The organism is Biostraticola tofi, from assembly GCF_004343195.1.
GTDB classification, from domain to species: domain Bacteria; phylum Pseudomonadota; class Gammaproteobacteria; order Enterobacterales; family Enterobacteriaceae; genus Biostraticola; species Biostraticola tofi.
On the sequence record NZ_SMCR01000003.1, the window covers coordinates 479,199 to 491,577 of the forward strand.

The following is a 12,379-nucleotide window of genomic DNA, read 5'->3' on the forward strand; positions in this document are numbered from 1 at the left end:
AATCCCTTTTATTTCAGAAAAAACGCCGCGCTATTTCGTTCTTTAGACAGAGGGATTGACCCGGCGACGCGCCAGTCAGTTTTACCGCTAACGGCAGAGGGCTTGAACATGATGGGCAAAGGGATGATGAACGGAATAGCGGGGGCCGCAATGGTGGCATTAGGGGGAAGCATGCCGGCAATGGCAGAGCAGGGTCCTACTCTGGCGGAAATCCGCGCCGGCGACGCCAGACCGCTGGATGTCACCTCCGAATCGCTGCATATCGCCCAAGAATCGCTGCATAAGGCCCCCCAATCTCTGCATATCGCCCCCCAATCGCTGCAGAATGCCCTGATTCAGTTCAGTCTGCAGACCGGTATGCAAACCTCGGCCGATGCCGCGTTGCTACAGGGAATGACGTCACCCGGCGCCACCGGAACCCTGGCGCCGGCCGCCGCCATCAATCAATTGCTGGCCGGCACCGGCCTGCATTATCGCTTTACCGGCCCCGCTTCGCTGGTGATTGTCCGCAGTGAGCAGGGAAGCCTGGCGTCGTCGGACAGCTTGACGGTGGTTGCCGGGGTTGAAAATCCCACTGGCCCGGTCGACGGCTACCGGGCGACCCGCACGCTGACCGGCACCAAAACCGATACGCCGCTGCGCGATATTCCCCAATCTATCCAGGTAGTGCCCAGGGCGGTGCTTGACGATCAGCAGGCAAGCGGCCTTTCTGAAGCGGTGGAAAATGTGTCCGGTGTGCAGCAAAGCGGGACTTCAGGTAACCGATCGGAAACTTTTAGGGTGCGTGGATTCTCCTCACCGGGCTATGCCATTGATGGGGTGATGCTGAACTATGCCGGCGATCGTCCCGAAACCCTGCTCGATCTGGCCAATGTGGAACGGGTCGAAGTACTGAAAGGCCCGGCCTCCGCCCTCTACGGTCGAGGCCAGCCGGGTGGATTAATCAATATAGTGACGCGTCGGCCAAGCTATCAGTCAGAGGGCGACGGCACGCTGCAGGCCGGCAGTTTTGGCTTCAGACGCGCGGAGGGCTCCATAAGCGGTCCGTTAAACGAAGACAAGACGCTGACCGGACGTTTCTCGGCGGCCGGCCAGACCGAGGAGGGGTTCCAGAATCATCGCCGGGACAGTGAGCGTGAGTTCGGCAGTGTCGCCCTGCGCTGGGAGCCGAACCAACTGACGAGTTTTACTTTCGGACTGGATCACACCCGGCAAAAAATGCCGTTTGACCGTGGGCTGGTGGTGACGCCGGAAAATGAAGTCTTGCTGCAGCCGCGGCGCTTCTTGGCAGAAAAATGGTCGGCCATCGATGCCAGGAAAACCCGGCTGTCACTGGGTGCGGAACACAGCGTCAATGACCAGTTAACCCTGCGCGGCTCCCTGCGCTATGACGATGCCCGGGTGCAGGATACCGGTATCGACTATCGTTCGCTGGATGACGATGGCCGCACCCTTGGCCGCCGCTTTACCGATCGGCAAGAAGACTCGCGTAATATTGATGCTCAAATGGAGGCGCAGCTGCAATTCTACACCGGCGGCATTGATCATCAACTGCTCGGCGGTATTCAGTACACCCGTTCGCGAATGGATTTCACCTCGTACCGGGCCAATATCGATGATATCGATATCTACCAGCCGGTGTATGGCGCAGTGAAGCCGACCCCGAAAATCAACTCGGATTATGTTGAAAACATCACTATGGCGTCGGTGTTCCTGCAGGATCAGATTGCATTCAATCCCCAGTGGAAGGCGCTGGCAGGGCTGCGTTACGACCATGTCGATCAGAAAATGAACCAGAAGATCGGCGACGGCGAACCGGACATGAGCGATGGGGCCATTACCGGTCGCCTGGGCCTGGTTTATCAACCGGTAGAGCCGATTGCGCTCTATGCCAGCTATGCCGACAGTTTCGCCCCCCAGGGCGGGCAGTCCCGCGCTGGCAAGGCGCTGGCGCCGGAGGAGGGATGGCAGGTCGAAAGCGGCGTCAAGGTTGATCTGATTCCTGACCGTCTGTCGCTGACCACTGCGGTGTTTCAGATCACTAAAACCAACGTCAAGGCCAGCGATCCGCTGGACTCGGACTATTCGGTGACCACCGGTGAGCAGCGCGTGCGCGGCATAGAAATGGACATCACCGGCGAGATCATGCCGGGGTGGCGGGTGCTGGCATCGGCCGCTTATCTGGATGCGCAGATTACCAAAGACAAAGATTATGACCCTGGCAACCGCCTGAGCGGAGTACCCCGTGCCAGCGGCAGCCTGTGGAGCACCTATCAATTACAGGGCGGTTTATTATCAGGGTTGAAATTTGGCACCGGGATACAGGCGGTTGATACCCGAAAAGGCGACCTGGATAACAGCTTTTCCGTGGGCGGCTATTATCGCCTGGACGCCATGGTCTCTTACCCGATCAATAAGCACCTCACGGTGTCGCTGCACGGCCGAAATCTCACTGATCAGCAATACATCGCGACACCGGTCAGCCGGACCGAAAATCATCCAGGCGCACCGAGAAGCATTGTCGCGGCAGTCAAGGCCACGTTCTGATGCGGCGGGCCCAATGAACCGGCTGACGCCGACGCTCGCGGCGCGTCTTTCTCAGGTGTCTTTCAGCTATGGCCATCAGGCCATACTGCATCAGGTTTCCTTGGCCGTTCGGCCGGGCGAATTCCTGGCGATTATCGGTCCGAATGGCTGTGGTAAGAGCACCCTGTTAAAGCTATTGGCCGGCTTGTTGCGCCCGTCAGCCGGCCAGGTGCTGATTGACGGGCTGGACATCGCCGGTTTCAGTCGGCGGCAACTGGCTAAGCGTCTGGCGCTGCTGGCACAGTCCGGCGGTCTGCCGGACGGCATGCTGGTCAGCGATCTGGTCAGTATGGGCCGCTATATGCATGAGTCCTGGCTCAAGCGCCAGACGCCGGACGATCGGCGACAGGTCACGCGGGCGCTGCAGCGAATGGCCATTGACACGCTGGCTGACCGGCCACTGGGGCAGCTTTCAGGCGGCCAGCTTCAGCGGGCGCGAATGGCGATGACCCTGGCCCAGGACGCGCCGATACTGTTGCTTGATGAACCGACCAATCATCTCGATTTGAAACACCAATATGGCGTGCTGGATATCGCCCGGGCGGAAGCCAGGGCGGGTCGGGCGGTGGTCGCGGTGCTGCATGATTTGACCCAGGCCAGCCTGTACGCCGATCGATTGATACTGATGCATCAGGGACACATCGCGGCCATCGGCACACCAGCGACGGTGCTGACGGACGATAATATCGCCGATGTGTACGGCATCCGGACCCGGTTGGTGGCCGTTGGCAAGGCGGTGATCCCCATTCCGCTGGGGGCGCTGGAATGACGGCGGTTCGGTTGTTACTGGCGCTTTGCTGTCTGGCGTTGCTGGCGGCGGTGCATCTGACCGTTGGCGCCCGCCCGGTCGGTGGGGCCGAGGTTATTGCCGCACTGACCGATTATGACCCGCGCAATTACGCGCATATCGTTATCATCAAGCAGCGGCTCAGTCGGTTGGCGGTGGCGATGGCCCTCGGCGCCATGCTTGCCGCCTCAGGCTATGTGCTGCAAAAGCTGCTGCGTAATCCGCTGGTATCGCCATCGACGCTTGGGATCAATAGCGGCGCTGCGGCATTTGCCATCGGCGGCATTTATTTTTTCGGTCTTAACGGCACCGAGATTGTCTGGCCGGCGATGGCCGGCGGCGTCATTGGCCTGATGGTCGCGTTCTTCGCCGCCAGCCTGCTGGGGGGAGGAGGTCGGCAGCCTTTTAATCTGGTGCTGGGCGGCGTGATGAGCGCCACGCTGTTTTCGTCGCTATCGGCGTTTGTGCTGTCGCTGGACCCGGATGGGTTTGGCGATATGCTCGGCTGGCTGGTGGGTGACATCGGCATCTTCGACTATCAGCTGCTGCAGGCCTTCTGGCCGGCGGTACTGATGGCGCTGTTACTGCTGTTGTCACTGTCCCGCGCTTTGGATGTGATGGCGCTGGGAGATGATCAGGCGGCGGCGCTGGGGATCAATCCCTTGTGGATCCTGCGGCTGACGCTGGCCGGGGCGGTCGCGCTGCCGGTGCTGTCGGTGACCATCGCCGGTCCGATAGGTTTTGTCGGGTTGATTGTTCCCCATATGGCGAAGTTGTTTGCCGGCGAAAGCGGACTGGCGCCGTTGCTGCTGGCCATGCTGCTCGGCAGTCTGCTGCTGACCGGTGCAGATATACTGGCGCGAAGCCTGCTGGCACCGCAACTGTTAAATGTCGGCACCATTATGTCCCTGGTCGGCGGCAGCGGATTCTTGTTGATTATCGTCACCCTGATGCGCAGGCGGCCGAGATGAACGCCCATTATTATCTGCGTATCGGCGGCCTGCACATTCCCTTTTCTCGGCGCTTGCTGACGGCGGCGGCGCTGCTGGCGGCGGCGCTGGCTATCGTTGCCGTCGTTGCGCTGTGGCAGGGTACTACCGCCATTGCCGCTGATGACCTGCTGCGCTGGCTGTCCTCGCCGGGGGCAGCCGCCGACCACCAACTGAACGCCATCATGCAACTGCGGCTGCCGCGCATCGCCGTCGCCATACTGGGCGGCGCGATGGTGGCGGCGTCCGGCTATCTGCTGCAGGTGGTTTCCGGCAATGGCTTGGCGGATCCAGGTATTATCGGTATTTCCCAAGGTGCCAGCGCCAGCATCCTGCTGGGTGCGGTGTCATTCGGTATTCCTGCCGATTGGCTGGCGCTGACCGGTCTGGTCGGCGGACTGCTCACCGGCGTGCTGGTCTTGGCGCTGGCCTTTCACCTCAATGCCGCCAATGGCCTGATTCTGATTGGTCTGGCGGTCAGCGTCACGCTTGGCGCAGTGATTGAAATCGTGATGGTCAGCGGCGGAATCACCCAGTTTGCCCGCTACCTGACCTGGTCACACGGATCGCTGGCTGCGGTGTCGGCCGATGATGCCGCCAGGCTCGGGCAATGGGCGCTGGCGCTTTGCCTGCCTTTGCTTTATGCGCCGCGGCTGATGGCCCCGCTCAGGCTTGGTTCCGCTCAGGCCGCCGGCATCGGCGCATCGCCGCAGTGGTTCCGACCCGCACTGATCCTGCTGGCGACCGCGCTGGTAGCACCGGTGGTGGCCATCGCCGGACCCCTTTCCTTCGTCGGCCTCATCGCCGCCCATATCGCCCGGCGCATGGTCGCCGACCGCTGTGGCGAGATCCTGCCGGTGGCGATGCTGATTGGCGCATTATTGATGCTGCTGGCAGATTTGGCCGGACGTACGCTGTTCCTGCCGCTGATTATCCCCGCCGGTCTGATGGTATCGCTGGCGGGCGTTATAGGTTTTCTTATCGTCGCCCGCACCCGCAGACAGTAACAGGAGAACGCCACGTGATTCGGATTATTTTCATTATGATGTGTGGCTTAATGTCATTTGTCGCCGCCGGCCGCAGCGTCACCGATCATCTGGGACGGGCAGTGAATGTGCCGGATACGCCACAGCGGATTGTGTCACTGCACGACTGGACCCTGACGGTGATGGCCCATGAACTGGGCGCTCACCTGGTAGGCAGCACTGGCCGGCTGGGGCCCGACGGCCACTATTTTATTCGCGGCGGCCGGGAACTGTTTGGCCTGGATTTCAGCGCTGTCGCGCTGGCCTCGGTGCATGGTAAGCCGGACCTGGAGCGGATAAGCATGTTGAAGCCGGATCTGATCCTGGCCAACAGCGGTGATTATGCGTCGTTGATTAGCCAGCTCTCAACCATCGCGCCTACGCTGATGTTCAACCCGGAACAGGGGCGGCCGATGCTGAGCCTATACCAGGACCTGGCCGGCTGGCTCGGTCGGGAGAGCCAGTTCGGTGCATTGAAGCAGCACTATCATGAGCGGGTGGCCGAGTGGCGCCAGCGGCTTAAGGCTACCGGTGCCCCGGCCGCGACCTATGTGGCGATACGGGTGAATGGCCGCGACGGCACCATTGACGTTCTGAAAGACTATGGCGCCCTGACCACCGTGATGGACGACCTGGGTTACCGACCCATGCCGATCGTGGCATCGGTACCGGCAGGCACCAATCGGATGATAATGGCCGCCGAATTGATTGAGTCAATTGATGCGGACTATATCGTAACCTCTTACCTGCCTGAAAAAGGAGAAACCGCCGACAGCGTTTATCAGGATCTGGATCGCATCGCCCCCGGCGCCAGAGGGTTTTTGCAGGCATTTACGCAACGCCAGACCATCAGCCTTTCACGCTATCAAGTCTATCCACCGAGTTTCAAGGGACTGGAACTGACCCTGGAACGCCTCAGCGCGACGATCCAGCAATCCGGACAGCCTTAAGGTAATGTAACGAATAGGTATTTGCCCCTTGGTTAATCACCGTACCGTTTTGACTCCCCGCACCGTTGCGGGATGTTACCGGTATCACAGAAAACAAATATCGTAAATTAGCTACCATATTTCGCAATTGCGGTCAGTCCCCCCTGCACCTATAACCAGTCCTGGCTCCTCCCTTTTCAGTTCCCTACTGGGCTGAAGTTTGGTGAAAACTCTAAAAACGGCAGGAAGAACTATGACGGTAAAGTTATCCGTAAAAGAAAAGATAAGTTACGGTCTGGGGGATATGGCAAGTCATATTGGCCTGGATAATGTGATCATTTTCTTGACCTTCTACTATACCGATGTGGTGGGCTTACCGGCGGTGTTTGTCGGCACCATGTTTCTGGTGGCCCGGGTGGCGGATGCCATTGTTGATCCCGCCATGGGGCTTATCGCTGACCGAACGAACACCCGTTTCGGCAAGTTTCGCCCTTATATTCTCTGGCTGGCGCTGCCTTTCGGCGTCAGTTGCCTGCTGGTGTATGCGGTGCCGGAATCATTATCGCTGGGCGGCAAAATGATCTATGCCAGCGTCACCTACTGTCTGATGATGCTGATGTATACCGCCATTAATATCCCCTATTGCTCGATGGGGGCGATTATTACCGCCGATAACAGCCAGCGTATTTCACTACAGTCCTATCGCTTCTTCCTGGCGACCCTGGGCGGGGCGATGTCGACCTTCCTGATGATGCCGTTGGCCGAGATGCTTGGCGGCGGCAACCGGCTGGACGGTTATTTCGGCGCCATGGCGATCATGTCAGCGATTGCCGTCGTCATGTTTTTGCTGTGCTTTATGAACACCAAAGAACGGATCAGCGCGCCGCCCACCCATGCCAATTTCATGGCTGACTTACGCGACTTGATTAAAAACGATCAGTGGCGGGTAGTCGCCATGCTGATCTTCTTCAATATCTCCTTCGGCGTGGTGCGCCTGGGCGCCATGATGTATTACGTGACCTATTATCTGGGCAACGCCAGCTATTTTATGTGGCTACTGTCGGCACATATCATCGGTAAAAGCCTGGGCAGCCTGTTGGTCAAACCGTTGACCCGCAATCGCAGCAAGCTGGCGGCATTTACCTTCTGCGCAATAGTCACCGGGGTTTTCAGCATCGCCATTTTCTTCGTACCGGCCTGGATTTCACTGCTGGTGGGAATGACGCTGCTGGTGTCGACTTTCTATCAGGTCACCACCACGCTGATGTGGGTGATGATGTCCGATGTGGTGGATTACGGTGAGTTCAAGCAGGGGAAACGGATGGACGGCACGGTATTTTCCACCCTGTTGGCGATTTTGAAAATGGGTATGGCGGTCAGTGGGGCGGTAGTCGGATGGACGCTGGGACTCAGTGGCTATGTGCCTCAGGCCGCGCAGCAGAATGCGGCTGCGATGATATCGATTATCGCGCTGTTTTCGCTGGTGCCGGGAGTGCTGTCGTTGTGCAGCGCCCTGGCAATGCGCTGGTACAAACTGAACGATGCCACCATGAAACAGATTAATCAGTCGAAAATTTCCGCAGAGCCACAGCCCGAGCGCTCGCCACTTATCCAGACACAGGAGCCATCATGAGCGAATTAATCGCTGAGAAAAACCGTATTCTCTGGCATTTTGACCAGCAGACACTGGTGATTGAACCTTGGGGCGATAATAGCCTGCGCGTACGCGCCACCTGCCGCCCTGAACTTAATGACAAGCTCTGGGCACTGCTGCCGCCTGGCAAGCAGCCTCAATCAACCATAAGTCAGGGCAGTGAAAGCTTGACCCTGCGCAACGGCGATATCAGCGCCACGGTGAACTGCTGCTTGAAGAGTACTGGCGTCAGCGTTCGACCGTGGGGATCGGCGCGACAGAGAAGAGCCAGGACAAATACATCAGCGCACTGAAGATGGATGCCCGGGAGTTCAAACCCATTCCCGGCGGCAAGCATCAGCTAACCGTGCGTTTTGAATCGCGCCCGGAGGAAAAAATCTATGGCATGGGACAATATCAGCAAAATTGCCTGGACTTGAAAGGCTGTACGCTGGAGCTGGCCCAGCGCAATTCCCAGGCCAGCGTGCCGTTTATGCTGTCGAGTCTGGGCTACGGATTGTTGTGGAATAACCCGGCTATCGGCGAGGCGGTGTTCGGCAAAAATATGACCCGCTGGCAAGCCCAGGTGACCGAGCAGATGGATTACTGGATAACCGCCGGCAGCGCACCGGCGCAGATTATGCGTCAATACGCCGAGGCCACCGGCAAGGCGCCAAAAATGCCGGCGTTCGCCACCGGCTTTTGGCAATGCAAGCTGCGTTATCGCAGTCAGCAGGAAGTGCTGGAAGTGGCGCGCGAATACCAACGCCGTCAACTGCCGCTGTCGGTGATAGTGATTGATTTCTTCCACTGGCCTAATCAGGGCACCTGGTGCTTCGACCCGCTGGACTGGCCCGATCCCAAGGCGATGGTCGCTGAACTCAACTCCCTGGGCATTGAAACGATGGTGTCGGTCTGGCCGACCGTCGACAGCCGTACCGACAATTACAAGGAAATGAAGTCAAAAGGATTTCTGGTCAATACCGACCGGGGGGTGTCGGTAAACCTGGATTTCCTCGGCAATTGCACCTTTTTTGACGCGACCCATCCGGGGGCCCGCCAGTTTGTCTGGGAAAAGGTAAAGCAAAACTACTACGACCTGGGTATTCGCACCTTTTGGCTGGATGAAGCCGAACCTGAATACCGCGCCTATGATTTTGATAACTACCGCTACCATCTGGGCCCGGTGCTGGAAGTCGGCAATATTTATCCGCAAAAATTCGCCCAGGGTTTTTACGACGGCCTGCGCCAGCAGGGTGAGGAAGACATCATCAATCTGGTGCGCTGTTCCTGGGCCGGCAGTCAGCGTTATGGCGTATTGGCCTGGTCCGGTGATATTCATTCCTCATTCCACGCCTTGCGTAACCAGATAGCGGCGGGGCTGAATATGGGATTGGCCGGTATTCCCTGGTGGACCACTGATATCGGCGGATTCCAAGGTGGGGATGTCAACAGTCCAGCGTTCCAGGAGTTATTGATCCGCTGGTTCCAATGGGGGGTATTCTGCCCGGTCATGCGTCTGCATGGCTATCGGGAACCACAGGTGCAGCCGGCCGAGCCCTGGCGTGACGGTATCGCCCAGTGTAACAGCGGTGCGCCCAATGAGGTCTGGAGCTATGGCGAAGAGAACTATCAATTGATGGCCGACGGGTTGCAGCTGCGGGAAAAGCTGCGGCCTTATATCAGCCAGGTGATGGATGAAGCCCATGAGCAGGGCGACCCGGTGATGCGTACCCTGTTTTATCAGTATCCGGGACAGCCGCAAAGCTGGCAAGTGGAAGACCAGTATTTACTCGGCGCCGATATTCTGGTTGCGCCGATACTCTACGCCGGCCAGCGGCAACGCAGCGTCTGGCTGCCGGCAGGTGAAACCTGGGTGGCGCTGAATGGGGAGCGCTATCAGGGTGGACAAACCATTACCGCTCAGGCGCCGATCAGTGAAATTCCGGTATTTATCCGCGATGGGGCTGAGGTATTATCTCAACTGATCTGATGCAGACTGGAGGCGGATATCGCCGGTATTATCAATACGCCGGTGATGTCTGCTAAGGCCATTGCCTGCAGGAAAATGTGGCCGCATCAGGAATTCAAAACGTCGAAATCACTACATCACGACATCACGACATCTCGACATCACGACATCACGACATCACGACATCACGACCTCACGACATCACAACCTCACGCCATCACGACATCACAACATTAATGCATCACTGCATCGCAACCTCATTGCTTCACTATTGCTTCATTGCTTGGTTAGCTGATGGTTCAATCGCCAATCGCCAATCGCCAATCGCCAATCGCCTAATGACTGTGCGGCGGGCCATCGATGTAATACACATTGCCGTTCGCGGCGGCGGACGTCTCCGGGGCAGGGGCGAACAGGGCATTATAGCGCTGCCGGAAAAGGGCCAGTTCGGTCGGATCGGGCTCTATATCACGCAGGAACAGCAGGGCCAGGCGGACCTGCTTAGGCGTGAGTTCGGCAGGCAACTGGGCTTTATCAAGTACGCTGTGCCAGAACGTCAGGCTGGTTTCGCTATCATCGAGAATAGAGGTCTGGTAGATAACCAGCACGCCTGCGGCATTGCTGATATGTGATTCGGTGTTGTGCAACAGATAAGCCACGAATTCGCCGGCAGGGATTTTACCCATGTGGCTGAACATTGACTCGACATAGAGCGGTTCAATGTTCAGTCGCTTGGTCAGCGCCTGGGACGCACGCCGGGAATCTGAGTTCAAGAGACGAAAACCAATGATAAACACCACGGCAAGTGTTGCCAGCATTAACCAAATCATGAGACATCCTTTTGAAAATCGAGCCCTATCTTAAAAGTAAAATGCGCTAAATAACACCGGACTCTCCGCTGCTTTCACATCATTTGCTGCATAACCGAGAAAGGCTTGCGGCTCTTTTCAATTCCATGAACGCATAGTAAGGTGTTTGCCCACTTGTATTTAACCGTAGCTGAAGGGTAATGATGTCCACACTGCAAGGCACTGATCGTATTTTAACCACCCACGTCGGCAGTCTTCCCCGTCCGGTGAAATTGCTCGACCTGATGAAACTGAATATCGAAGGCGCGCAAAACCAGGCTGAACTGGAAAACTGCATTCAGCAAGCCGTTATCGAGTCCGTTGCGCAGCAGGTCGAAGACGGCATCGATATCGTCACTGACGGCGAACAGTCCAAAGTCGGTTTCTTTGCTTATGTTCGTGACCGCATGAGCGGATTTTCACCCCGTCCAGGACAGGGCTATGCCGCCTTCGATGCGGAAGTCAACGCTTTCCCGGAGTACTACCAACACTATTTTGGCGAGGCGATGCTCGGTGGCAATCTGGTTCCTTTTGTACCGGTTGCCTGTACCGGCCCGATCGCCTATCACGGCGTTGCGCAACTACAGCGTGACCTGGATAATCTGAAGATTGCCATGGGTAAAGCGTCGGCCCATTCGGCCTTTATCCCTTCAGTTGCGCCTACCGGCGTCGGCAGTAATGAGTTTTATGCCAGCGAAGGCGACTATCTGGCCGCGGTGGCTGAGGCATTGCGTGTCGAGTACAAAGCGGTAATTGACGCCGGCTTCAGCCTGCAGATTGATGACCCGTTCCTGCCCGATCTGTTTGCCGATCCTACGCTGGATAACCGCGCTATTCATCGCAAAGCCGGGGAGTATGTGGAGATCCTGAATCATGCGCTGAGAGGGTTGCCGCAAGAAAAAATCCGTTACCATACCTGTTACAGTATCAATGAAGGTCCGCGTATTCATGATGTGCCGTTTGTCGAGTTCGTGCGCTATATGCTGAATATTAATGCGGCGGATTATTCCTTCGAAGCTGGCAACGTTCGCCATGAGCATGAATACCATTTGTGGGAAGACATCAAGCTGCCGGCCGGCAAGCGGTTGATTCCGGGTGTGATCTGCCATGCCAGCAATACGGTTGAACATCCGGAGCTGATTGCCGAGCGGCTGGTTCGCTTTGCCGAACGAGTGGGACGTGAGAATGTGCTTGCCGGCGCTGACTGCGGCTTCTCATCCCAGGCCACCTACCGCACCGAAGTGCATCCGACGGTAATCCGTGAAAAATTTCGCGCCATGCGCGCCGGCGCTGAGCTTGCCAGTAAAAAACTCTGGAATAAATAAGCTTGCCAGACCCTGACCGGCCCACGCGTAGGGGATTTCATGCGAAGGCCGGCCCTGCGCCGGGGCGGATGTTTTACCTATTGCAAGCGACGGCCTGCCTTCTACCGGCGATCACATTTCTGCCAGCCTGGGGAATCGGCATTTAGCGGCCTGGGCGACCACCGCCGGTTATCAGGGGCGAGCTCTGACGGCGTTCTGCCTGTCCCTGCCAACTGAGCGATGATCCCGTTCCTGCCTGCCCCGCTGCAACCGTCTGGCGACATTAGTGCTAAGCTTATATGCAAT

General features: G+C 57.7%; 8 protein-coding genes and 1 pseudogene. 8 read left to right on the forward strand and 1 reads right to left on the reverse strand.

Features of this window, described 5'->3' with window-relative positions; genetic code table 11:
- Positions 1 to 108: 108 nt before the first annotated feature.
- The 7 genes and pseudogenes from EDC52_RS09545 to EDC52_RS09575 all read left to right on the forward strand — a co-directional run bounded on the left by EDC52_RS09545 (position 109) and on the right by EDC52_RS09575 (position 9,942).
- Positions 109 to 2,547 carry a TonB-dependent siderophore receptor gene (locus EDC52_RS09545; protein WP_131865091.1) on the forward strand — a complete coding sequence of 813 codons (2,439 nt, stop codon included), beginning with the start codon at positions 109 to 111 and terminating at the stop codon, positions 2,545 to 2,547.
- A 13-nt stretch (positions 2,548 to 2,560) separates the two neighbouring features.
- Entirely contained in the window at positions 2,561 to 3,355 is a 795-nt protein-coding gene (locus EDC52_RS09550) for an ABC transporter ATP-binding protein (protein WP_131865092.1), read from the forward strand.
- A complete protein-coding gene (locus EDC52_RS09555) occupies positions 3,352 to 4,344 on the forward strand; it encodes a FecCD family ABC transporter permease (protein WP_131865093.1) in 993 nt (330 codons plus the stop codon). The genes EDC52_RS09550 and EDC52_RS09555 overlap by 4 nt, the downstream gene beginning before the upstream one ends.
- Complete coding sequence (locus EDC52_RS09560; protein ID WP_131865094.1) at positions 4,341 to 5,369, forward strand: FecCD family ABC transporter permease; 1,029 nt, start codon at positions 4,341 to 4,343, stop codon at positions 5,367 to 5,369. The genes EDC52_RS09555 and EDC52_RS09560 overlap by 4 nt, the downstream gene beginning before the upstream one ends.
- A gap of 14 nt (positions 5,370 to 5,383) precedes the next feature.
- Positions 5,384 to 6,337, forward strand: a complete 954-nt coding sequence (locus EDC52_RS09565; protein ID WP_131865095.1) for an ABC transporter substrate-binding protein — start codon at positions 5,384 to 5,386, stop codon at positions 6,335 to 6,337.
- Between the two features lie 232 nt (positions 6,338 to 6,569).
- Positions 6,570 to 7,949 carry a glycoside-pentoside-hexuronide (GPH):cation symporter gene (locus EDC52_RS09570; protein ID WP_131865096.1) on the forward strand — a complete coding sequence of 460 codons (1,380 nt, stop codon included), beginning with the start codon at positions 6,570 to 6,572 and terminating at the stop codon, positions 7,947 to 7,949.
- Positions 7,946 to 9,942, forward strand: a pseudogene (locus EDC52_RS09575) (glycoside hydrolase family 31 protein). The gene EDC52_RS09570 and the pseudogene EDC52_RS09575 overlap by 4 nt, the downstream one beginning before the upstream one ends.
- A 314-nt stretch (positions 9,943 to 10,256) precedes the next feature.
- Here the strand turns inward: EDC52_RS09575 and EDC52_RS09580 are convergent.
- Positions 10,257 to 10,751: a DUF1198 family protein gene (locus tag EDC52_RS09580; protein ID WP_131865097.1), complete on the reverse strand. Its 495-nt coding sequence runs from the start codon at positions 10,749 to 10,751 to the stop codon at positions 10,257 to 10,259.
- Positions 10,752 to 10,930: 179 nt separating this feature from the next.
- Between EDC52_RS09580 and EDC52_RS09585 the strand changes: the two genes are divergently transcribed.
- The gene (locus EDC52_RS09585; RefSeq protein ID WP_230467991.1) at positions 10,931 to 12,094 is read left to right on the forward strand and encodes a cobalamin-independent methionine synthase II family protein; all 1,164 of its coding nucleotides are present in this window, start codon (positions 10,931 to 10,933) and stop codon (positions 12,092 to 12,094) included.
- Positions 12,095 to 12,379: the final 285 nt, after the last annotated feature.

What these genes read in the sequence shown, in the direction of transcription:
- EDC52_RS09545 (WP_131865091.1), top strand. Translation starts at nt 109, where the DNA reads ATGATGGGCAAAGGGATGATGAACGGAATAGCGGGGGCCGCAATGGTG.
- EDC52_RS09550 (WP_131865092.1), top strand. Translation starts at nt 2,561, where the DNA reads ATGAACCGGCTGACGCCGACGCTCGCGGCGCGTCTTTCTCAGGTGTCT.
- EDC52_RS09555 (WP_131865093.1), top strand. Translation starts at nt 3,352, where the DNA reads ATGACGGCGGTTCGGTTGTTACTGGCGCTTTGCTGTCTGGCGTTGCTG.
- EDC52_RS09560 (WP_131865094.1), top strand. Translation starts at nt 4,341, where the DNA reads ATGAACGCCCATTATTATCTGCGTATCGGCGGCCTGCACATTCCCTTT.
- EDC52_RS09570 (WP_131865096.1), top strand. Translation starts at nt 6,570, where the DNA reads ATGACGGTAAAGTTATCCGTAAAAGAAAAGATAAGTTACGGTCTGGGG.
- EDC52_RS09580 (WP_131865097.1), bottom strand. Translation starts at nt 10,751, where the DNA reads ATGATTTGGTTAATGCTGGCAACACTTGCCGTGGTGTTTATCATTGGT.
- EDC52_RS09585 (WP_230467991.1), top strand. Translation starts at nt 10,931, where the DNA reads ATGATGTCCACACTGCAAGGCACTGATCGTATTTTAACCACCCACGTC.